General features: G+C 68.6%; 13 protein-coding genes. 6 read left to right on the top strand and 7 right to left on the bottom strand.

The window, feature by feature from the left end:
• The first annotated feature begins 6 nt into the window (after nt 1–6).
• The 4 genes from astD (at nt 7) to C3Y15_RS18840 (ending at nt 4,925) form a co-directional block, all read left to right on the top strand.
• Nucleotides 7–1,470, top strand: coding sequence for a succinylglutamate-semialdehyde dehydrogenase (astD, locus tag C3Y15_RS18860; RefSeq protein ID WP_124260155.1), 1,464 nt, complete (start codon nt 7–9; stop codon nt 1,468–1,470).
• Between the two features lie 14 nt (nt 1,471–1,484).
• Nucleotides 1,485–2,825 carry an N-succinylarginine dihydrolase gene (gene astB, locus C3Y15_RS18855; protein WP_124260154.1) on the top strand — a complete coding sequence of 447 codons (1,341 nt, stop codon included), beginning with the start codon at nt 1,485–1,487 and terminating at the stop codon, nt 2,823–2,825.
• Nucleotides 2,826–2,832: 7 nt separating this feature from the next.
• Complete coding sequence (gene astE / locus C3Y15_RS18850) at nt 2,833–3,894, top strand: succinylglutamate desuccinylase (RefSeq protein ID WP_176025741.1); 1,062 nt, start codon at nt 2,833–2,835, stop codon at nt 3,892–3,894.
• Nucleotides 3,895–4,130: 236 nt separating this feature from the next.
• Entirely contained in the window at nt 4,131–4,925 is a 795-nt protein-coding gene (locus C3Y15_RS18840) for an ABC transporter substrate-binding protein (RefSeq protein ID WP_011884036.1), read from the top strand.
• A gap of 87 nt (nt 4,926–5,012) precedes the next feature.
• Here the strand turns inward: C3Y15_RS18840 and C3Y15_RS18835 are convergent, their stop codons facing one another.
• Both C3Y15_RS18835 and cdpA read right to left on the bottom strand, forming a co-directional pair.
• Nucleotides 5,013–6,545, bottom strand: coding sequence for an HDOD domain-containing protein (locus C3Y15_RS18835; RefSeq protein WP_011884038.1), 1,533 nt, complete (start codon nt 6,543–6,545; stop codon nt 5,013–5,015).
• A 29-nt stretch (nt 6,546–6,574) separates the two neighbouring features.
• Nucleotides 6,575–8,314 carry a cyclic di-GMP phosphodiesterase CdpA gene (cdpA, locus tag C3Y15_RS18830; protein WP_196480377.1) on the bottom strand — a complete coding sequence of 580 codons (1,740 nt, stop codon included), beginning with the start codon at nt 8,312–8,314 and terminating at the stop codon, nt 6,575–6,577.
• Between the two features lie 279 nt (nt 8,315–8,593).
• On the opposite strand from cdpA, the gene C3Y15_RS18825 reads away from it, so the two are divergent.
• A complete protein-coding gene (locus C3Y15_RS18825; RefSeq protein ID WP_069246188.1) occupies nt 8,594–9,145 on the top strand; it encodes a peroxiredoxin in 552 nt (183 codons plus the stop codon).
• 204 nt (nt 9,146–9,349) lie between these two features.
• Here C3Y15_RS18825 and C3Y15_RS18820 read toward each other — a convergent pair whose 3' ends face one another.
• Complete coding sequence (locus C3Y15_RS18820) at nt 9,350–9,979, bottom strand: SDR family oxidoreductase (protein ID WP_014722761.1); 630 nt, start codon at nt 9,977–9,979, stop codon at nt 9,350–9,352.
• A gap of 263 nt (nt 9,980–10,242) precedes the next feature.
• On the opposite strand from C3Y15_RS18820, the gene C3Y15_RS18815 reads away from it, so the two are divergent.
• Nucleotides 10,243–11,751, top strand: a complete 1,509-nt coding sequence (locus tag C3Y15_RS18815) for an NYN domain-containing protein (protein WP_069246189.1) — start codon at nt 10,243–10,245, stop codon at nt 11,749–11,751.
• Between the two features lie 325 nt (nt 11,752–12,076).
• On the opposite strand, the gene C3Y15_RS18810 is transcribed toward C3Y15_RS18815, so the two are convergent.
• The 4 genes from C3Y15_RS18810 to C3Y15_RS18795 form a co-directional block, all read right to left on the bottom strand.
• Complete coding sequence (locus C3Y15_RS18810; protein ID WP_059475883.1) at nt 12,077–15,385, bottom strand: efflux RND transporter permease subunit; 3,309 nt, start codon at nt 15,383–15,385, stop codon at nt 12,077–12,079.
• Between the two features lie 3 nt (nt 15,386–15,388).
• Nucleotides 15,389–18,502: an MdtB/MuxB family multidrug efflux RND transporter permease subunit gene (locus C3Y15_RS18805; protein ID WP_059462928.1), complete on the bottom strand. Its 3,114-nt coding sequence runs from the start codon at nt 18,500–18,502 to the stop codon at nt 15,389–15,391.
• Nucleotides 18,503–18,517: 15 nt separating this feature from the next.
• On the bottom strand, nt 18,518–19,921 hold the full coding sequence (locus C3Y15_RS18800) for an MdtA/MuxA family multidrug efflux RND transporter periplasmic adaptor subunit (RefSeq protein ID WP_045579498.1): 1,404 nt from the start codon (nt 19,919–19,921) through the stop codon (nt 18,518–18,520).
• 288 nt (nt 19,922–20,209) lie between these two features.
• Nucleotides 20,210–21,034 (bottom strand): IclR family transcriptional regulator, encoded by an 825-nt coding sequence (locus C3Y15_RS18795; RefSeq protein ID WP_011884053.1) that lies wholly within the window; start codon nt 21,032–21,034, stop codon nt 20,210–20,212.
• Between the last annotated feature and the right edge of the window lie 606 nt (nt 21,035–21,640).

The raw sequence follows: 21,640 nt of genomic DNA, 5'->3' as shown, positions 1-21,640 counted from the left end.
CGAATCATGACGGAACTCTTCATCGACGGCGCCTGGGTCGCAGGCTCGGGCCCCGTGTTCGCCTCGCGCAACCCCGGCACCGACGCGATCGCCTGGCAAGGCGCCAGTGCGTCGGCGGCCGACGTCGAGCGTGCGGTCGCGAGCGCGCGCCGCGCCTTCGCCGGCTGGTCGGCGCTCGACTTCGACGCGCGCTGCGAGATCGTCCAGCGCTTCGCGGCGCTGCTCACCGAACGCAAGGAAGCGCTCGCCGCCGCGATCGGCCGCGAGACCGGCAAGCCGCTGTGGGAAGCGCGCACCGAGGTCGCGGCGATGGCCGCGAAGGTCGCCATCTCGATCCAAGCCTACCACGAACGTACCGGCGAGAAGCGCCAGGACATGGCCGACGGCGTCGCGGTGCTGCGCCATCGCCCGCACGGCGTCGTCGCGGTGTTCGGCCCGTACAACTTCCCCGGCCATTTGCCGAACGGGCACATCGTGCCGGCGCTGATCGCGGGCAACACGGTCGTGTTCAAGCCGTCCGAGCTGGCGCCCGGCGTGGCACGCGCGACGGTCGAGGTGTGGCATGAAGCCGGGCTGCCGGCCGGCGTGCTGAACCTCGTGCAGGGCGAGAAGGACACCGGCATCGCGCTGGCGAACCATCGACAGATCGACGGCCTGTTCTTCACCGGCAGCTCGGACACCGGCACGCTGCTGCACAAGCAGTTCGGCGGCCGTCCGGAAATCGTGCTGGCGCTCGAGATGGGCGGCAACAACCCGCTCGTGATCGGCGCAGTCGAGGACATCGACGCGGCCGTGCACCATACGATCCAGTCGGCGTTCCTGTCGGCCGGCCAGCGCTGCACCTGCGCGCGGCGGATCTTCGTGCCGCAGGGCGCGCACGGCGAGCGCTTTCTCGCGCGCCTGGTCGACGTTACGTCGAAAATCACCGCCGACGTGTTCGACGCCGATCCGCAGCCGTTCATGGGCGCGGTGATCTCGACGCGCGCGGCCGCGAAGCTGGTCGACGCGCAGGCGCGGCTGATCGAGCAGGGCGCCCGCCCGATCATCGAGATGACGCAGCGCGATGCGCGCCTGGGCTTCGTGAACGCGTCGATCATCGACGTGACCGACGTCGCCCGCCTGCCCGACGAGGAGCACTTCGGCCCGCTCGCGCAAATCGTGCGCTACGCGCGCTTCGACGAAGCGATCGAGCGCGCGAACGACACGGCGTTCGGCCTGTCGGCCGGGCTGCTCAGTGACGACGCGCACGCATGGGAGCAGTTCCGCCGCACGATCCGCGCTGGGATCGTCAACTGGAACCGGCCGACCAACGGCGCATCGTCGGCCGCGCCGTTCGGCGGCACCGGCCGCTCGGGCAACCACCGGCCGAGCGCGTATTACGCGGCCGACTATTGCGCCTATCCGATGGCATCGGTCGAAAGCACGCAACTGAGCTTGCCCGCGAGCCTGTCGCCGGGCCTGCACTTCTGAACGAGGGAACGACGATGAACGCACAAGAAGCCAATTTCGACGGACTCGTCGGCCCGACCCACAACTACGCCGGGCTGTCGTTCGGCAACGTGGCGTCGCTCAACAACGAAAAGTCGGCCGCGAACCCGAAGGCAGCCGCGAAGCAGGGGCTGCGCAAGATGAAGCAGCTCGCCGATCTCGGCTTCGCGCAAGGCGTGCTGCCGCCGCAGGAGCGGCCGTCGTTGCGCCTGTTGCGCGAGCTCGGCTTCTCCGGCAAGGACGCCGACGTGATCGCGAAGGCCGCGAAGCAGGCGCCCGAGCTGCTCGCCGCGGCGAGCTCGGCGTCGGCGATGTGGACCGCGAACGCGGCGACCGTCAGCCCGTCGGCCGACACCGCCGACGGCCGCGTCCACTTCACGCCGGCCAACCTGTGCAGCAAGCTGCATCGCGCGATCGAACACGAGGCGACGCGCCGCACGCTGTCGACGCTGTTCGCCGATCCCGCGCGCTTCGTGGTGCACGACGCGCTGACGGGCACGCCGGCGCTCGGCGACGAAGGCGCGGCGAACCATACGCGTTTTTGCGCGGCATACGGCAAGCCGGGCGTCGAGTTCTTCGTGTACGGCCGCGCCGAATATCGCCGCGGGCCGGAGCCGAAGCGCTTTCCGGCGCGGCAGACGTTCGAGGCGAGCCGCGCGGTCGCGCAGCGCCACGGTCTCGACGAAACGGCGACCGTCTATGCGCAGCAGGACCCGGACGTGATCGATGCGGGCGTGTTCCACAACGACGTGATTTCGGTCGGCAACCGCGACACGCTGTTCACGCACGAGCGTGCATTCGTCAACAAGCAGGCGGTGTACGACACGCTGACGGCCGCGCTCGCCGCGCGCGGCGCGCGGCTGAACGTGATCGAGGTGCCCGACGCGGCCGTGAGCGTGAACGACGCGGTGACGTCGTATCTGTTCAACAGCCAGCTGCTGTCGCGCGCGGACGGCTCGCAAGTGCTCGTCGTGCCGCAGGAATGCCGCGAGAACGCGAACGTGGCCACCTATCTCGATCGTCTCGCGGCGGCCAACGGGCCGATTGGCGACGTGCTGGTGTTCGACCTGCGCGAAAGCATGAAGAACGGCGGCGGCCCGGCGTGCCTGCGCCTGCGCGTCGTGCTGACCGAGGCCGAGCGCGCGGCCGTCACGTCGAACGTGTGGATGAACGACACGCTGTTCGCGTCGCTCGACGCGTGGATCGACACGCACTATCGCGACCGTATCGCCCCGGAAGACCTCGCCGATCCGGCGCTGCTCGACGAATCGCGCACGGCGCTCGACGAACTCACGCAGATCCTGCGGGTGGGCTCGCTGTATGACTTCCAGCGCTGAGTCGCGCGTGGCGGCTGCCGGGCTGCTCGACGATTTCCTCGCGTTCACGCTCGCGGGCCGCACGCCGGCCGAGCGCGACGGCGTGTGTGCGGGCGGCGCGCTGCGCTGGCGCTGGCTCGGCGACGGCCTGCTCGCGCTCGAGCCGGCCGCGGCCGGCGCGGCGGCCCGCGCGAGCGTGCTCGTGTCGGCCGGTGTGCACGGCGACGAGACCGCGCCGATCGAGCTGTTGTCGCTGCTCGTGCGCGATCTCGCGGCGGGCAGGGCCGCGCTCGGCTGCCGGCTGCTGGTCGTGCTCGGCAACGTGCCGGCGATGCGCGCGGGCAAGCGCTATCTCGACGACGACCTGAACCGCCTGTTCGGCGGCCGTCACGCACAACTGCCGGCGAGCCGCGAGGCGCCGCGTGCGCAGCAGCTCGAAGCGGCGGCCGCCGCGTTCTTCGCGGCCGCGCCGGCCGGCGGCACGCGCTGGCACATCGACATGCATACGGCGATCCGCGCATCGGTGTTCGAGCAGTTCGCGCTGCTGCCGCACACCGGCACGCCGCCGACCCGCGCGATGATCGAATGGCTCGGCGACGCGCGCATCGCGGCCGTGCTGCTGCATACCGCGAAGGGCAATACGTATTCGCATTTCACGGCCGAGCAATGCGGCGCGCTCGCATGCACGCTCGAGCTCGGCAAGGTGCGCCCGTTCGGGCAGAACGACCTGTCGCGCTTCGCGGCGGCCGACCGCGCGGTACGCCAGCTCGTGTCGCGCGCGGCCGGCGATGTGGGTGACAAGGGTGACGCCGGCGCTGCCCGCGGCGACGCGCCGCTGCCGCGCGTGTTCACCGTGATCGACCAGATCACGAAGCGCAGCGACGCGCTCGAGCTGTTCGTCGCGCCCGACGTCGCGAACTTCACCGCGTTCGCGCGCGGCACCGTGCTCGCGCAGGACGGCGATTACCGCTACACGGTCAGGCACGACGAGGAGCGCATCGTGTTTCCGAATCCGTCGGTGAAGCCGGGCTTGCGCGCGGGGCTGCTGGTCGTCGACACGACGCGCGACACGCTCGCCGCGCTCGTGTGACCGACGGCGGCGTCCGCGTGTCGCGCTTGCGCGACAGCGACATCGTCTTGCGCGTTCGCCGGCGCCGCGCGGCCGCCGCCGCTTTGCCGTCGCGGGCGGCGCGGATTGGTACAATCGCGGCCTTGCGGCTGTTGCGCCGCATCAACGCGCGGCATCGGGATGGTGGTAGTGGTCCGGCGCTGCCATGATGCATGCGCCGTGGTTCCGGAACATTCGAGTATCGAGGAGAACACCTGATGAAGTTGGTTTGGCGTAAGTTGGCCGCGCACGCGGTCGTGGCAGCATCGGTCGTGGCGGCAGGCAGCGCGATGGCCGCGGATCTGAAGGAGATCCGGTTCGGCGTCGAGGCCTCGTATGCGCCGTTCGAATACAAGACGCCCGACGGCAAGCTGACCGGCTTCGACATCGACATCGGCAACGCGGTGTGCGCGAAGCTGAAAACCAAGTGCGTGTGGGTCGAGAACGACTTCGACGGGCTGATTCCGGCGCTGCAGGCGCGCAAGTTCGACGCGATCAACTCGGACATGACGATCACCGAGCAGCGCAAGCACGCGGTCGCGTTCACCGATCCGATCTACACGATCCCGAACCAGCTGATCGCGAAGCAGGGCAGCGGCCTGCTGCCGACGCCGCAAGCGCTGAAGGGCAAGCGCGTCGGCGTGCTGCAGGGCACGATCCAGGAAGCCTACGCGAAGAAGAAGTGGGCGCCGGCCGGCGTCGAAGTCGTGCCGTACCAGACCCAGGACCTCGCATACGCCGACCTGAAGTCGGGCCGTCTCGACGCGACGTTCCAGGATTCGGAAGCGGGCGCGAAGGGCTTCCTGTCGAAGCCGCAAGGCCAGGGCTTCGCATTCGCGGGCGGCACCGTCAGCGATGCCGAGATTCTCGGCTCGGGCGTCGGCTTCGGCCTGCGCAAGAACGACGCGGCGCTGAAGACCGCGCTCGATCAGGCGCTCAAGGAGCTGAAGGCCGACGGCACGATCGACACGCTCGCGAAGAAATACTTCAGCGTGCCGGTGACGCTCAAGTAAGCGTTTCGATCCGTCGCACGATGCAGCCGGCCGCGTTCGCGGCCGGTTTGCTTTTGGGCGCGGCGCGTTGCGGGCGCCGTGCCCGCGTCACGTCGCCGGTGTGGGCTGCGTGGGAAAGAACCGCGCGAGCTCGCGCGCGAGTTCGTTGAGCACGCTCATCTCCTGCTGCGTGATCTTGCGCGCGGTCTGCGCGCCGGCCCAGTCGCCGTACAGCAGCGCGACGCTCGTCGTGCCGACGCGCACCGGCAGCAGCACGAAGGCGCGCGCATCGGGCAGCGCGTCGACGTACCACGCGGGCAGGCGCTTCGCCATCTTCGGGTCCTGCGCCTGTTCGATGAAGATGCCGACCGAGTTCGTGATCGCCAGATGGAAGACGTCGGGCTCGAAGCGCTCGGTGAACTGCAGCCGGTCGAGCGCTGCATCGACGCCCGGGCCGAAGCCGAGGCGCGCGGCGAAGATGCCGTCGTCGCGGCGCACGAACATCACCGTGCGCGTGAACGCGAGGCCCGCGAGCAGGCTTTCCGACGCGAGCGCGAGCACCGGCGTCAGCACGTGTTCGGACGGCAGCGCGCGCAGGTCCGCGAGGCCGGCTTCGATGCATGCCTTGGGCTGGCCTTGCGCGCGGGCGATCGCGTCGGCATTCGCGCGCAGCTCGACGATCTCGCGCATCACGGTGTCGCTCGCTTCCTCGCGTGCGAGCCGGTCGGCGATTTCGACCAGCGCGTCGGCTTCGATGTCGAGCGCCGCGCCGTAGCGCTGCGCGAGCGCGGCGATGTGCGCGTCGCGCTGCGGGCCGGCGGGCGTGGTGAGCGCGCTGGCGACGTCGGTCGAGCAGCGGCTCACCGCGCGCAGCCAGCGCACGCGCTCCTCGCCTTCGTCGGCGCGCGTGTCCGGCGCGAACCGGCGCTCGTCGTCGAGGTCGTCGGCGTCGTCGTCCATCTCGTCGGGCTCGACGTCGTCGTCGCCATTGGCCATCCCGGCGCGGATCACGTCGGGCAGCCGCCAGCTGGCCGCCGCCTCGAGGCCGATCGCTTCGAAGCTGACGCCCAGCACGTCGACGCAGGCGCGCTCGTCGTCACCGTCCAGCTCGGCCGCGCGGCGCCGAATCCGGTCCCATTCGCTGTCGAGATAGCAGACCACCAGCAGCTTGCCGACCTGGCGCATCAGCGTGCAGACGACGGCTTCCTCGCCGCCGCGCAGCTCCGCATGCTCGGTCAGCTTGCGCGCGACGCAGCCGGACAGCAGCGCGCGATTCAGCTCGAGCTTCGCGTCGATGCGGCGCGGCGTGCTCTGGTGGAAATGGTCGACCAGCTTCAGCCCGACGACCAGATGGCCGACGGTGTCCATGCCGAGCACCATCAGCGCTCGGGTGACGGTCGTGATGTTGCCGCCGAAGGCCATGTACATGGCGGAATTCGCGAGCCGCAGCACTTTCTGCGTGAGCGCGAAATCGGACAGCACGACGCGCACGAGCGCGGTGAAGTCGAGCTCGTCGTTCTTCATCGCGGCCATCGTCGTGCGCAGCGATTCCGACAGCAGCGGGAAGTCGCCGCGTTCGTTCATCCGGGCCCACAGCTTGTCGAGCAGCGCTGTGCGGGGCAGGTGTGCGGTGAGTGACATACGGGAATCTGTCCGGTTCGGCGTGCGCGTCAGGCGGCGTGAAGGCGCAGTTGCTGCGCCTCGAAGCGCCGTGCGAGTTCCTCGGACGGCAGCGCCTGGCACACGAGCCAGCCCTGGATGTGGTTGCAGCCCATCTCGGTCAGCAGCTCGCGCTGCGCCTCGGTCTCGACGCCTTCGGCGACGAGCTCCAGATCGAGCGTCTGCGCGAGGCCGACCACGGCCGATACGATCGCGCGGTCGTTGCGCGAGGTCAGCAGGTTCTCGACGAAGCTGCGGTCGATCTTCAGCTTCGCGAGCGGGAAGCGTTGCAGGTACGCGAGGCTCGAGTAGCCGGTGCCGAAATCGTCGATCGCGAAGCGGATGCCCAGTTCGGTCAGCTCCTCGAGCAGGCCCTTGGCCTGCGCGGGGTCGTGCATCAGCAGGCTCTCGGTGATCTCGAGCACGATGCGCCGCGGGTCGATGCCCGTCAGCGCGATCGCCTCGCGCACGCTCTGCGTGAAGCGCGGGTCGCGGAACTGCTGCGGCGACACGTTGACCGCCACGTACTGCAGCGGAAGCCCCTGGCGGTCCCATGCGACGAGCTGCATGCACGCGGCCTTGAGCACCCAGTTGCCGAGATAGTTGATCAGGCCGATGGATTCGGCGAGCGGAATGAAGGTCACCGGCGGCACGAGGCCGTGCAGCGGATGGCGCCAGCGGATCAGCGCCTCGACGCCGACCACCGCGCCCGACTGGCTGCGCGTGATCGGCTGGAAGTGCAGCGAGAATTCGCCGTTGCGCACGCCGTCGTACAGGTCGGCTTCGAGCTTGAGCCGCTCGGCGTCGGCCGGATCGTCGACCGGCGCGTGGAACGACAGCGCATTGCCGCCCGACGCCTTCGCCTGCGACAGCGCGTGATCGGCACGGCGCAGCAGCGGGCTGTGATGCTGCGCGCGGTGCGATGCCGTGCGTTCGTCCGGGTACAGCGCGATGCCGATGCTCGCGGACAGGTGGACCGTCTGCCCCTGATGCACGTAGGGCTCGCGCACCGCGGCCTGCAGCCGGCGCGCGAGCGCGTCGGCGGCGCTGCTCGCGCGGGCGCGGTCGGGGGCGGTCAGCACCACCGCGAACTTGTCGCTCGCCACGCGTGCGAGCTGTTCGTCCGGCGACATCAGCGCCTGCAGCCGCTTCGCCGTCTCGCGCAGCAGCACGTCGCCGGCATCGTAGCCGAGTGCGCGGTTGATGCGCTGGTAGTCGTCGAGGTCGAGCAGCAGCAGCGCCGCGCAGGTGCCCGACTCGTCGGCGGCCTGCTGCGCGCGCATCAGCGCCGGCACGAGCGAGGACAGGTTGTCGAGCCCCGTCATCGGGTCGTGATGCATCTCGTAGGTGAGACGCGCCTCCAGCGCGCGCCACGCCGATACGTCGAACGCGGCGATCGCGAAGCCGTCGACGCCGTGGTGGCGGCTCTTGAACGCCCGGATCTCGACGTCGAGCGGGTAGGTGAGCGACTTGACGATGCACAGCGTCGTCTTCTCGACCTGGCCCGAGCGCGCGGCGCGGGCGAGCAGCGCTTCGAGCGCCGGGGTATCCTGTTCGGCGATCAGGTCGCGCAGCGTCAGCGTGTGCAGGTAGTCGCGGTGATAGCCGATGAAGCGCAGGCTGGCGTCGGACACGTACAGGAAGCGCAATTCGCGATCGACGTGCGCCAGGAAATCGACCGTGCCCACCGTCTGTTCCAGCCAGTCGCGCACGGTATCGTCGCGCCGCGGCGTGCCGGCGCGCGCAGGCATCAGCGCGCCGCCCGACCAGGCAAAGCGGCGCAGCGTATGCAAGGCGTTGCGCCAGGAGCCCTTGAGTGGCGTCTGTTTCCTGTTGGCTTCCATGTGTCTCGCTGACGTGAAGGGCTGGAACCGGTTGTCCGGAAGGAATAACGGCAGCCTGCGCGAAATCTTTAACCGTCCGGCCGGGGCTGAGACTACGTGCCGCGCCGGGTCGTACCTCCGGTGTTCGGCAGGCGAACGCCGGCATGGCCTGCATCGAGGCCGACTTTATAAGAAATGAGGACGCAGATGAAGCGAAAACTATTGCTGGGCGCCGCGGCAGCGGCGCTGGTGGCCGGCCATGCGCTGGTTGCGCACGCACAATTGAAACCGGGCCAACGGGCGCCGAATTTCACGACGCAGGCGTCGCTGGGCGGCAAGACGTACACGTACACGCTGGCCGATGCGCTCAAGCGTGGGCCGGTGGTGCTGTATTTCTACCCGGCCGCGTTCACGAAGGGCTGCACGATCGAGGCGCACGCGTTCGCGGACGCGGTCGATCGTTACAAGGCTTACGGCGCGACGGTGATCGGCGTGTCGGCGGACAACATCGACACGCTGACGAAGTTCTCGGTGAGCGAGTGCCGCAGCAAATTCCCAGTCGCGGCCGATCCGGACGCGAAGATCATCCGCGAATACGACGCGAAGCTGCCCGCGCTCGATCGCGCCAACCGCGTGTCGTACGTGATTTCGCCGGAAGGGAAGGTGCTCTACGAGTACACGAGCCTGTCGCCGGACAAGCACGTCGAGAATACGCTCGCGGCGGTGAAGGCGTGGGCCGACGCTCATCCGAAGCAGTAGGCATCGCGCCGAAGGTGTGCGGCGGCGCGGCGGGCCGGCGGTAATCGACGTCGCGGCCGCACGCGAGCGCGAGCGCCTGTTGAAGGAAATCGCGTGTCCGGGCGGCGCGAAACGCGCGATGCAATGCGAAACCCGGCCACGACGCATGGCGCCGGTGCGACGGGCTGCGCGCCCGCCCGCACCCGGTCACGGCCACGGCGCGCTTTACGCGCGCAGCGCCTGCTCGATCGGCACGCTGCCGCCGACGAAACCGATCACCTTGCGGGAAATGCCGAGCTTGATCGCTTCGATCGCGGCCCAGGCGACGTCCTGGCGCGACACGGGCGGCGGCGAGTCGAGCGGCTCCTCGGCCAGCGCGATCTTGCCGACGCCCGGGCCGTCGGCGAGCGGGCCGGGGCGCAGGATCACGTAGTCGATGCCCGACGCGATCACGCGCTCGTCGCCCTCGTGCTTCATCTGCGAGTAATGGCGCAGGGCGTCGCTGCTGCGCTCGGGCCAGTACGCGGTCAGCGAGCTGATCACCACCAGCTTCTGCACGTTGCAGGCGAGCGCATAGTCGGCGGCGCGCGCGACCGCGTCGCGATCGACCTGCTCCTCTTCGGCCGGGCCTTCCGCTTCGGCCGAGCCGGCCGCGTAGATCACGTGCGTGATGCCCTGGAACGCGTGCGAGAAATCGCCCGTCAGGTCGGCCTCGACGACCTTCGCGCCCGGCAGCGCATAGCCGTGCCGGCGCACCAGCGCCGTCACCTCGAATTCCGGCTGCTTGAGCAGCAGATCCGCGCAGGCCTGGCCCGTGCGGCCGGTGGCGCCAATCAGCAGTACCTTCGTCGTCATGAAACCGCTCCTTGCTCGATGCGTCATCCTTCCAGATAGGGACGGACGACCGTTACTCAAGTGTATGTCGAATTGCGCAGGCGGCGCGCGTGTAATTGGGGCTGTACCGCTGGCCGCGCGCCGGCGAGCCGCCGCGGCAGCGCGCCGCTCGATGCGGCTGCACGCGCGAATGGCGGAATCGGGCCGCCGACCGGCTATCATGTGCGCGATGCATTTTTCGCCGCCATGCAGTACAACGCGGCGGCCAACCGGTTGGAGTACACATGGCATTACCCCTGGACAACATCAGCATGGCCGTGTTCTGCGACTTCGAGAACGTCGCACTGGGCGTGCGCGACGCGAAGTACGAGAAATTCGACATCAAGCCCGTGCTCGAGCGCTTGCTGCTCAAGGGCAGCATCGTCGTGAAGAAGGCTTATTGCGACTGGGAGCGCTACAAGGGCTTCAAGGCGTCGATGCACGAGGCGAGCTTCGAGCTGATCGAGATCCCGCACGTGCGCCAGTCGGGCAAGAATTCGGCCGACATCCGGCTCGTCGTCGATGCGCTCGACCTCTGCTACACCAAGTCGCACGTCGATACGTTCGTCATCATCAGCGGCGACTCGGATTTTTCGCCGCTGGTGTCGAAGCTGCGCGAGAACGCGAAGAAGGTGATCGGCGTCGGCGTGAAGAAGTCGACGTCGGACCTGCTCGTCGCGAACTGCGACGAATTCATTTTCTACGACGACCTGGTGCGCGAGCAGCAGCGTGCGCTCGCCAAGCGCGAGCAGCAGCGTACCGGCAACGGCGGCGCGAAGCGCGCGGACGAGCCGTCGCGCAAGCCGGAGCTGGAAGCGCGGCGCAGCGAGGCGATCGCGCTCGCGGTAGAGACGTTCGATGCGCTCGCGTCGGAGCGCGACGACGTCGGCAAGATCTGGGCGTCGGTGCTCAAGAGCGCGATCAAGCGCCGCAAGCCCGACTTCAACGAGTCGTACTACGGCTTCCGCGCGTTCGGCAACCTGCTCGACGAAGCGCAGGCGCGCGGTCTGCTCGAAGTGGGGCGCGACGACAAGTCGGGCGCGTTCGTGTCGCGGCCGCGGCATCCCGTTGCGGCGGAGCCGGCGGCCACGCGCGAGGCGGGCGGGCACCATGGTCACGGCGGGCGCGACGCTGTACAGCCCGCGCGCGAGCCGCGCCGTCGCGGGCACGGCGCTCATGCGGGGGTGCCGGAGAGCACGCACGCGGATGCGGACGATGCAGCCGCCGTCGAGTTCGTCGACGAAGCGGCGATCGTCGCGGCGCAGGCGGCTGATGCGGCCGAAAGCACGGCGTCCGGCGAAGCGGTGGAGGCGGTGGATACGCATGGCGACGCGAAGGAAGGTCGCAAGCGCACACGCAAGAGCGCCGCGAAGAAGGCCGGCGCGAAGAAGGGCGGTGATGCGAAGGGCGCTGCCCGCCATGGCGAAGCGAAGCCCGACGACGCGACGCACGACGGCGACAGGCATGGCCGAGACCAGCACGCGAACCCCGAGCATGCGGATACCAGGCATGCCGACCGCCAGCACGCGCGCGCCGCGCACGACGACGACCGGCGCGTAGCGCAGGCATCGGGTGAGCCCGTTGCGCCGGCGAGCGGCGCGACGCCGCGTGAACCGTCAGCGGCCGCACCGGTTGCCGAAGCGGCTGCCGAGGCGACGGGTGAAGCATCGAGCGAAGCGAAGCCGAAGAAACCGGCCCGCAAGACGGCGCCGCGCGCACGTCGCCCGCGCAAGACGGCAGCTGCGAGCGAATAACGGGGAATAGCGGCGGTTCGGCAGTTCGGCGGGGGAACGTCGGTGCCGGTGCCGCCGTTTTCCCGCACCGTTGCCCCGCGCGGACCACCTACGCCGATGGTCTGCGCAGGTCGCTTGCGCCGCTCACTCGCCGGCCACGGTCAGCGCGCCTGCATCGCCACGTCGATCACGACGCCTTTCGTGGATGGCCCGCGGCGATCACCGGAGCCGACCGCTTGCACGGCTCATTCGCCGGCCACGGTCAGCCCACCTGCATCGCCCCGTCGATCACGACGCCTTTCGCGGACGGCTTACGGCGATCACCTGAGCCAACCACCCACACCCCTCACTCCCCAGCCACCGCCGGCCCACCCGTATCGCCGCGCCGTCCGCGCCGCTTCTCACTCCACACGCGCAGTCGGTCCATGTACAGATACACGACCGGCGTCGTATAGAGCGTCAGCACCTGCGACATGATCAGCCCGCCGGCGATCGCGATCCCGAGCGGCGCGCGCAGCTCGGCGCCGTCGCCGTGACCGAACGCGAGCGGCAGCGCGCCGAGCAGCGCCGCCATCGTCGTCATCATGATCGGCCGGAAGCGCAGCAGGCACGCCTCGTGGATCGCGTCGAACGACGACTTGTGGGCGTGGCGGGTCTGGTCGATCGCGAAGTCGACCATCATGATCGCGTTCTTCTTCACGATGCCGATCAGCAGGATCACGCCGATCAGCGCGATGATGCTGAACTCGGTCTTGCACAGCAGCAGCGCGAGCAGCGCGCCGACGCCGGCCGACGGCAGCGTCGACAGGATCGTGATCGGATGGATGTAGCTCTCGTACAGCACGCCGAGCACGATGTAGACGGCCAGCAGCGCCGCGAGGATCAGGATCGGCTGGTTGTTCGTCGATTGCTGGAATGCCTGCGCGGTGCCCTGGAAGCTGCCGACGATCGTCGGCGGCACGCCGATCTGCGCCATCGTCTCGTAGATCGCCTGGGTCGCCTGCGACAGCGACACGCCGGGCGGCAGGTTGAACGAAATCGTCGTCGCGACGAACAGGCCCTGATGGTTGACCGACAGCGGCGTCGTGCTCGGGCCGAACGTCGCGATCGCCGACAGCGGGATCATCGTCGACTTGGACGTCGACACCGCGGCGCCCGACGACGCGCTCGACTTGCCGCTCGACGCGATCGCGTTCAGCGCCTGGTTGCGCGCCGAATCGGCCGCGATCGCCGCGGCGCTGGTCGCGGCCGTGCCGGCGCTCGACGTGCCGGCCGCCGTCGCGACGAAGGTGCCGGCCGTCGCGTTGGTCGTCTGCGAACCGTTGGCGCTGCCGCCCGACGTGCTGATCCACACCTGCTTGAGCATCTCCGGGCTCTGCCAGTACTTCGGCGCGACTTCCATCACGACGTGGTACTGGTTCAGCGGGTTGTAGATCGTCGACACCTGGCGCTGGCCGAAGGCGTCGTACAGCGTGTTGTCGATCTGCGAAGGCTTGATGCCGAGCCGCGCGGCCGTCGCCCGGTCGATCGTCACCATCGCCTCGAGGCCGCCTTGCTGCTGATCGGAGTTCACGTCGGTGAGCTCGGGGCGCTTTTGCAGCGCTTCGGTCAGCAGCGGCCCCCATTTGTACAGCTCGGCGCTCGAATCGCCGAGCAGCGTGAACTGGTACTGCGCGTTGCTCTGCCGGCCGCCCACGCGAATGTCCTGCGCGGCCTGCAGGAACGTGCGCGCGCCCGCGACCTGCGACAGCGGCTGACGCAGTTGCTGGATCACCTGATCGGCCGACAGCTTGCGCTCCGTGCGGTCCTTCAGCGTGACGAACATGAAGCCCGAATTGGTCTGCGAGCCGCCGGTGAAACCCGCGACGCTCTTCACGTTCGGGTTGCCCTGCACGATGCGCATCATCTCCGAGAATTTCAGCTTCATCGCCTGGAACGACGTCGACTGGTCGGCCTGGATGCCGCCGATCATCAGCCCGGTGTCCTGCTGCGGGAAGAAGCCCTTCGGCACGACGATGTACAGATACACGTTCAGCCCGACCGTCGCGAACAGGATCAGCAGCACCAGCAGCGGGCGGCGCAGCGCCCACGACAGCGTGCGCTCGTAGCCGCGCTGCATCCGCGCAAAGCAGCGCTCGAGGAACCGGCCGATGCGGCCTTCCTCGTGCACGTCGTGCGCTTCGCGCAGCAGCCGCGCGCACATCATCGGCGTGACGGTGAGCGACACCGCGAGCGACACGCCGATCGCGAGCGACAGCGTCAGCGCGAATTCGCGGAACAGCCGCCCGACGATGCCGCCCATCAGCAGGATCGGCAGGAACACCGCGACCAGCGACAGGCTCATCGACAGCACCGTGAAGCCGACCTCGCGCGCGCCGTCGAACGCCGCCTGCAAGCGCGGCTTGCCGTTCTCGATGTGGCGCGTGATGTTCTCGAGCACGACGATCGCGTCGTCGACGACGAAGCCGGTCGCGACGATCAGCGCCATCAGCGACAGGTTGTCGATCGAGAAGCCGAGCAGGTACATCGCGCCGAACGTGCCGACGATCGAGATCGGCACCGCGACGCTCGGAATCAGCGTCGCGCGCCAGTTGCGCAGGAACAGGAACACGACCATCACGACCAGGCTGATCGCGATCAGCAGCGTGCGCTCGGTGTCCTTCAGCGACGCGCGGATCGTGGTCGAACGGTCGAGCACCGGCGTGACCGTGATGTCGGCCGGCAGCGAGGCGGTGAGCTGCGGCAGCGCCGCGTTCACGCGGTCGATCGTCTCGATGATGTTCGCGCCGGGCGAGCGGTACAGAATCACGAGCACCGCGCGCTTGCCGTTCGACAGCCCGAGGTTGCGCAAATCCTCGACCGAATCGACGACGTCGGACAGGTCGGACAGCCGCACGGCCGCGCCGTTGCGGTACGCGACCACCAGGTCGCTGTACTGCGACGCGCGCGACGCCTGGTCGTTGGTATAGAGCTGGTAGTGCGTCGGGCCGAACTCGATCGCGCCCTTCGGGCTGTTCGCGTTCGCGGACGCGAGCGCGGCCCGCACGTCCTCGAGGCCGATCCCGTAGTGGAATAGCGCCTGCGGCTCGAGCTCGACGCGCACGGCCGGATTCGCGGAGCCGCTGATCGCCACCTGGCCGACCCCGTCGATCTGCGACAGCGACTGCTGCAGCACCGTCGACGCGGCGTCGTACAGCTTCGCCGGCGACGACGTCTCCGACGTCAGCGCCACGACCATGATCGGCGAGTCGGCCGGGTTGACCTTGCGGTAGGTCGGATTGCTCTTGAGCGACGTGGGCAGATCGGCGCGCGCCGCGTTGATCGCGGCCTGCACGTCGCGCGCGGCGCCGTCGATGTCGCGGTTCAGCCCGAACTGCAGCACGATCCGCGCGTTGCCGACGGTGCTGGTCGAGGTCATCTCGCTGACGTCGGCGATCGAGCCGAGATGCCGCTCGAGCGGGCTCGTCACGCTGGTCGCGACGGTTTCGGGGCTCGCGCCCGGCAGCGACGCCTGCACCAGGATGGTCGGGAAGTCGACCTGCGGCAGCGGCGACACCGGCAGCCGGATGAACGCGAACAGCCCCGCGAGCGCGACGCCGAGCGCGAGCAGCGTCGTCGCGACGGGGCGGGTGATGAACGGGCGCGACAGGTTCATCGCTTACGCACCGGTCCGCTTGCCGGCGCCGGGGCCGTGCCGCTCGAACCAGCCGCGCGTCCGGCGCGCGAGGCTGTCGAAGCCGAGATAGATCACCGGCGTCGTGAACAGCGTCAGCACCTGCGACACGATCAGGCCGCCCGCGATCGCGATGCCGAGCGGCTGGCGCAGCTCGGAGCCCGCGCCGGCGCCGACGATCAGCGGCACCGCGCCGAGCAGCGCGGCGAGCGTCGTCATCAGGATCGGCCGGAAGCGCAGCAGGCACGCCTGGTAGATCGCCTCGCGCGGCGGCTTGCCTTCGACGCGCTCGGCTTCGAGCGCGAAGTCGATCATCATGATCGCGTTCTTCTTGACGATGCCGATCAGCAGCACGATGCCGATGATGCCGATGATGTCGAGGTCGTGGCCGGTGATCATCAGCGCGAGCAGCGCGCCGACGCCGGCCGACGGCAGGGTCGACAGGATCGTGATCGGATGGATGTAGCTCTCGTACAGCACGCCGAGCACGATGTACATCGTGACGATCGCCGCGAGGATCAGGAACAGCTGGTTCGACAGCGACGCCTGGAACGCGAGCGCCGCGCCCTGGAAGCGCGTCTGGAACGAGCCGGGCAGGCCGATGTCGTGCTCGGCCGCGCCGATCGCCTTCACGGCCTCGCCGAGCGACGCGCCCGGCGCGAGGTTGAACGAGATCGTCGTCGACGGGAACTGCGACAGGTGCGCGACCAGCAGCGGCGACGGCCGTTCGTGGAACGTCGCGATCGACGCGAGCGGCACCTGGCCGCCGCCGGCCGACGGCAGATAGATGTCGTTCAGCGACTGCGCGTAATGCTGCTCGCGCGGCTCCGATTCGAGAATCACGCGGTACTGGTTCGACTGCGTGAAGATGGTCGACACGATGCGCTGGCCGAACGCGTCGTACAGCGCGTTGTCGACGGTCGCCGGCGTGATGCCGAAACGCGCGGCGCTCGCGCGGTCGATCTCGACGTAGACCGACTGCCCGTTGCTCTGCAGATCGGTCGCGACGTCGGCGAGCGACGCTTCCTGCTGCAGCCGCGCGACGAGCTTCGGCACCCAGGTCGCGAACTCTTCGGGGTTCGGGCTCGTCAGCATGAACTGGTATTGCGTCGGGCTCACGGTCGAGTCGATCGTCAGATCCTGCACGGCCTGCATGAACAGCGAGATGCCGGTCACGTTCGCGACGCGCCGCTGCAGGTCGCGAATGATCTGCGCGGCCGACTCGCTGCGCGCGTCGCGCGCCTTCAGGTTGATCAGCATGCGGCCGCTGTTAAGCGTGATGTTGGTGCCGTCGACGCCGATGAACGACGTGAGGCTCTCGACGTTCGGATCCTTCAGGATCTCGGCGGCGAGCGCCTGCTGGCGCTCGGCCATCGCGCCGTACGAGATCGACTGCGGCGCCTGCGTGATCGCCTGGATCACGCCGGTGTCCTGCGCGGGAAAGAAGCCCTTCGGCACGTACACGTAGAGCAGCGCGGTCAGCGCGAGCGTGAGCAGCGCGACCACCAGCGTCGAGCGCTGGCGGTTCAGCACCCATTCGAGCGCGACCGCGTAGCGGGCGATCACCCAGTCGATCGCGCGATGCACGCGCGCTTCGAAGCGATGGCTTTCATGCGGCGGCGAATGGCGCAGCAGCGTCGCGCACATCATCGGCACGAGCGTGAGCGACACGATCGCCGAGATCACGATCGTCACCGCGAGCGTGATCGCGAATTCGTGGAACAGGCGTCCGACCACGTCGCCCATGAACAGCAGCGGGATCAGCACGGCGATCAGCGACACCGTCAGCGAGATGATCGTGAAGCCGATCTGCTTCGAACCCTTCAGCGCGGCCTCGAGCCCGGAGTCGCCTTCCTCGACGTAGCGCGCGATGTTCTCGATCATCACGATCGCATCGTCGACGACGAAGCCGGTCGCGATGGTGAGCGCCATCAGCGACAGGTTGTTCAGCGAGAAGCCGGCCATGTACATCACCGCCAGCGTACCGATCAGCGACAGCGGCACCGACAGGCTCGGGATGAGCGTCGCGTACACGTTCGCGAGGAACAGGTACATCACCAGCACGACCAGCGCGACCGCGAGCAGCAGCTCGAACTGCACGTCGCGCACGGCGGCGCGGATCATCGTCGTGCGGTCGGTGACGATCTGCACGTCGAGCGCGGCGGGCAGCGTCTCCTGGAGCTTCGGCAACTGCGCCTTGATCGCGTCGACGGTCGCGATCACGTTCGCGCCCGGCTGGCGCTGCACGTTCAGGATGATCGCCGGCTCCGCATTCACCCAGGCGCCGAGCTTGGTGTTCTCCGAGCCGGCGACGATCTGCGCGACGTCGGTGAGCATCACCGGGCGGCCGTTCTTGTATGCGACCACCGCGTCGTTGTACTGGTCGGCGCTCGTGAGCTGGTCGTTCGCGTTGATCGTGTAGGCGCGCGTCGGGCCGTCGAAATTGCCCTTCGGCGTGTTGACGTTCAGGTTCGAGATCGTCGTGCGCAGATCGTCGAGGTTCATCCCGTACTTCGCGAGCGCGGTCGGGTTCGCCTGGATCCGCACGGCCGGCCGGTTGCCGCCCGACAGGCTCACCAGGCCGACGCCCGCGATCTGCGAGATCTTCATCGCGAGGCGCGTGTCGGTCAGGTCCTGCACTTGCGTGAGCGGCAGCGTCTTCGACGTGATCGCGAGCGTGATCACCGGCGCGTCGGCCGGGTTCACCTTCGCATAGATCGGCGGGGCAGGGAGATCGGACGGCAGCAGGTTGCCGGCCGCGTTGATCGCGGCCTGCACTTCCTGCTCGGCGATGTCGAGCGGCAGGTCGAGCGAGAATTGCAGCGTGATCACCGATGCGCCGGCCGAGCTCTGCGACGACATCTGGTTCAGCGACGGCATCTGCCCGAACTGCCGCTCGAGCGGCGCGGTGACCGACGACGTCATCACCTCCGGGCTCGCGCCCGGATAGAAGGTCTGGACCTGGATCGTCGGATAGTCGACTTCGGGCAGCGCGGCGAGCGGCAGGAAGCGCAGCGCGACGAGGCCGGCCAGCATGATCGCGGCCATCAGCAGCGCAGTGCCGACCGGCCGGAGAATGAACAGGCGGGATGGATTCATCGAGCGGCCCGTGCGTTACGGGGCCGACGCGGCCGCTGCGTGCGACGCGCCGGTGTGGTGGCCGCCGCGATGGGCGCCCGTGCGCGATGCGTCCGATGCACTGGTTGTGCCTGAAGCCCCCGACGCACCCGCTGCCGCGCCGGCCCCATGTGCGCCCGACGCGCCGTTCGGCTTGTCGGCGGGGATCGAGATCTTCGAGCCTTCGCGCAGGCGATCGGAGCCGTCGGTGACCACGCGCTCGCCGAGCGCGACGCCGCTGACGATGCTCGTGCGTTCGCCGTCGACCGGGCCGGTCTTGACCTTGCGCACCGTCACCGTGTTGTCGGGCTTGACGACGTACACGAACTGGCCGATCGAGCCGGTCAGCACCGCCGAGGTCGGCACGATCGTCGCATTGCGGATCACGTCGATGAGCAGCCGCGTGTTGACGAACTGATTCGGGAACAGCCGCCCCGCGGCGTTCGCGAACGTGGCGCGCAGCTTCACCGTGCCGGTGCTCGTGTCGATCTGGTTGTCGAGCGTCTCGAGCGAGCCCGTCTCGAGCGGCACCGTGTTGTTGCGGTTGTAGGCGGTGACCGACAGCTTGCGGCCCGCGTTCACCTGCTCGAGGATCGCCGGCAGGTTGTCTTCCGAGGTCGTGAAGATCACGCTGATCGGCTGCAGCTGCGTGATGACGACGATCCCGTTCGTGTCGCCCGGCGTCACGTAGTTGCCGGCGTCGACCTGACGCAGGCCGACGCGGCCCGCGACCGGCGCGGTGATGCGCGCGTACGTGAGATTGAGCTTCGCGGAGTCGATCGCGGCCTGGTCGGTTTTCACCGTGCCTTCATATTGCTTGACGAGCGACGCCTGCGTGTCGACCGTCTGCGATGCGATCGAGTCCTGCGACAGCAGCGTCTGATAGCGTTTCAGATCGAGACGCGCGGTCGCGAGCAGCGCCGCGTCGCGCGCATGCGTGCCTTCGGCGTTCTCGAGCGAGACCTGGTACGGGCGCGGGTCGATCTGCGCGAGCAGGTCGCCTTTCTTCACGATCTGGCCTTCCTGGAACGCGACCGACTGCAGGTAGCCCGACAACTGGCTCTTGACGGTGACGTTCGCGAGCGGCGTCACGGTGCCGAGCGCGGACAGCACGATCGGCATCTCGCCTTGCGTCGCGGTTGCGACCGACACGGGCTGCGGCACGTTCGCCATCGCAGCGGGGCCGCCGCGGCCGCGATGGTCGCCGCCGGCCATCGCGCCGGACGCCGGGCCGGCGGCGCCGGTTGCGTCGGCGGGCGTGCGCCGCCACGGATGCCACCACAGCAGGCCGCCGATGATGACGACCGCGAGCGTGCCGATCGCGAGCGTGCGGCGCGGGCGCCGTGCGGCAGTGGGGGCAGGGTCCTTCGAAGGGGGCGTGGGCTTGGGTTGGTTGTCCATCGTGTTCTGTCGGGAAGGCGGCGCGGCGTGCCGGTAGGCGCCGTACACGCGGTAAACGCGGCGAATGCGCCGATCGCGCCGATCGCGCGTGCGCATGCAGCGCCGGCGGGGCCGGCTCGGTCCGGCCCGTCAGATCCGCGCGGGAAAGAGCGCATTGTGCGCCGCGGCTGCGGCGCGACGATGGGCATGATCCTACGTGCCGTCCCCGCTACAGTCCAGTGGCCCATCTTTCAACGGGTTACGGCCGTTACAGCACACGAAGAACGCGACGCGACGATGACGAATCGATTACACGACGCTGCGCCGCGCCGGCGAGCCGCCGATCTCGCGCGTGATCTTCGCGATGCATTCGTGCAGCGCGGGCACCACGTGTTCCTGCAGCCATTCGGGCGAGCACTGGCTCGACGCGCCGCCGCAGTTCACCGAATAGCGCTGGCCGGACGGCCCGACGAACCCGGCCGCCACGGCGTTCAGCCCTTCGCGCCACTCGCCGACCGCGAGCGCATGGCCGTCGCGGAGCGCTTCGTCGAGGCCGGATTTCAGGCGCGCCGACACGAGCGGCCAGTCGTCGCCGGCCGTCGCGCGCAGCGCGTCGAGCAGCGTGTCGCGCTCGTCGTCCTCGAGCGCCGCGAGATACGCGCGGCCGACCGCCGTGCGCGCGATGTCCATCCGCGAGCCGATTTCCAGACGCGTGACCAGCACCGCCGAGCGCGGCCGGATCACGTCGATCGCGACCATGTCGAGCCGGTCGCGCACCGCGAGGTGCACCGACAGCGACGTGCGTTCGGCCAGTTCGATCATGAACGGCCGCGAGCGTGCGCGAATGTCGAAGTTGCGCAGGAAGCCGTGGCTCAGCTCGAGGACGGACGCCGTCAGCACGAAGCGTTCGCTGTCGGGCAGCTGGAACAGGAAGCCGGCGCTGACGAGCGTCGCGGTGATGCGCGATACCGTCGGCTTCGGGATACCGGTCAATTCGGTCAGCTCGCGATTGCTTACCGGGGCGTCGGCCGCAGCGATGCGGCGCAGCACGGCGAGACCGCGCGCGAGGGCGGTGATCTCGTCCGGCGACGATTCGCGATCTCGGGGCGCAGGAGGCGTTACAGATGTCGACACGTGCGGTTCTCTCTATTTCCGAAACTCGATTTCAATTTTGTTAGAATTGTACGATGATTGTCAAAACATGCATGTTCCATGGGTGAATCGTTCATCGTATGACATTTTACGGGTTCACCCTTGGGTTTACTGGGGAAACCGCCAACTCACTATTGCCGGAAAGTGAAGAGGCCGGTGCAAATACCGCTTGACTTGGCGGCCGGAAACGGAAAGAATGTCTCACGTTTTCGAAACATCGTTTCAGGAGTTTAACTCGCTACGGTGTTTCGCGCAGTCTCTCAGGTTCTAGCACGGCCCTCGGAATGGCTAGAACTTTTTTAGCGCCACGGTCTCCGTGGCGCTTTTTTTTGCCTGTTGCCGACGCAACGCCGACACCTGCGGCCGAACGCCGCAGTTTCCCCGACAGCGCAGTCTACCGCGTCAACTGCGAGTCTATCGCCCGGCCGCGTCGTCGTTCGCACCGCCTTCATCGCCGTGCAAAAAAAAGGTTCATCGTAGGAAACCGTGGAGGGTTTTAGAGCGATTGCGTAACCTGACGCCTGACTTTAAGGACGTCAGGAGAAGCAATTGCTCGATCGCAAGGCACTTCAGGCACTGGGCTGCTGG

It is taken from the genome of Burkholderia sp. B10 (assembly GCF_004368385.1).
Classification (GTDB): domain Bacteria; phylum Pseudomonadota; class Gammaproteobacteria; order Burkholderiales; family Burkholderiaceae; genus Burkholderia; species Burkholderia vietnamiensis.
This window is presented reverse-complemented; position numbering and strand designations above follow the sequence as displayed.

Coding starts and splice junctions, on each gene's coding strand:
- astD (WP_124260155.1), top strand. CDS start 7: ATGACGGAACTCTTCATCGACGGCGCCTGGGTCGCAGGCTCGGGCCCC.
- astB (WP_124260154.1), top strand. CDS start 1,485: ATGAACGCACAAGAAGCCAATTTCGACGGACTCGTCGGCCCGACCCAC.
- C3Y15_RS18840 (WP_011884036.1), top strand. CDS start 4,131: ATGAAGTTGGTTTGGCGTAAGTTGGCCGCGCACGCGGTCGTGGCAGCA.
- C3Y15_RS18835 (WP_011884038.1), bottom strand. CDS start 6,545: ATGTCACTCACCGCACACCTGCCCCGCACAGCGCTGCTCGACAAGCTG.
- cdpA (WP_196480377.1), bottom strand. CDS start 8,314: ATGCCTGCGCGCGCCGGCACGCCGCGGCGCGACGATACCGTGCGCGAC.
- C3Y15_RS18825 (WP_069246188.1), top strand. CDS start 8,594: ATGAAGCGAAAACTATTGCTGGGCGCCGCGGCAGCGGCGCTGGTGGCC.
- C3Y15_RS18820 (WP_014722761.1), bottom strand. CDS start 9,979: ATGACGACGAAGGTACTGCTGATTGGCGCCACCGGCCGCACGGGCCAG.
- C3Y15_RS18815 (WP_069246189.1), top strand. CDS start 10,243: ATGGCATTACCCCTGGACAACATCAGCATGGCCGTGTTCTGCGACTTC.
- C3Y15_RS18810 (WP_059475883.1), bottom strand. CDS start 15,385: ATGAACCTGTCGCGCCCGTTCATCACCCGCCCCGTCGCGACGACGCTG.
- C3Y15_RS18805 (WP_059462928.1), bottom strand. CDS start 18,502: ATGAATCCATCCCGCCTGTTCATTCTCCGGCCGGTCGGCACTGCGCTG.
- C3Y15_RS18800 (WP_045579498.1), bottom strand. CDS start 19,921: ATGGACAACCAACCCAAGCCCACGCCCCCTTCGAAGGACCCTGCCCCC.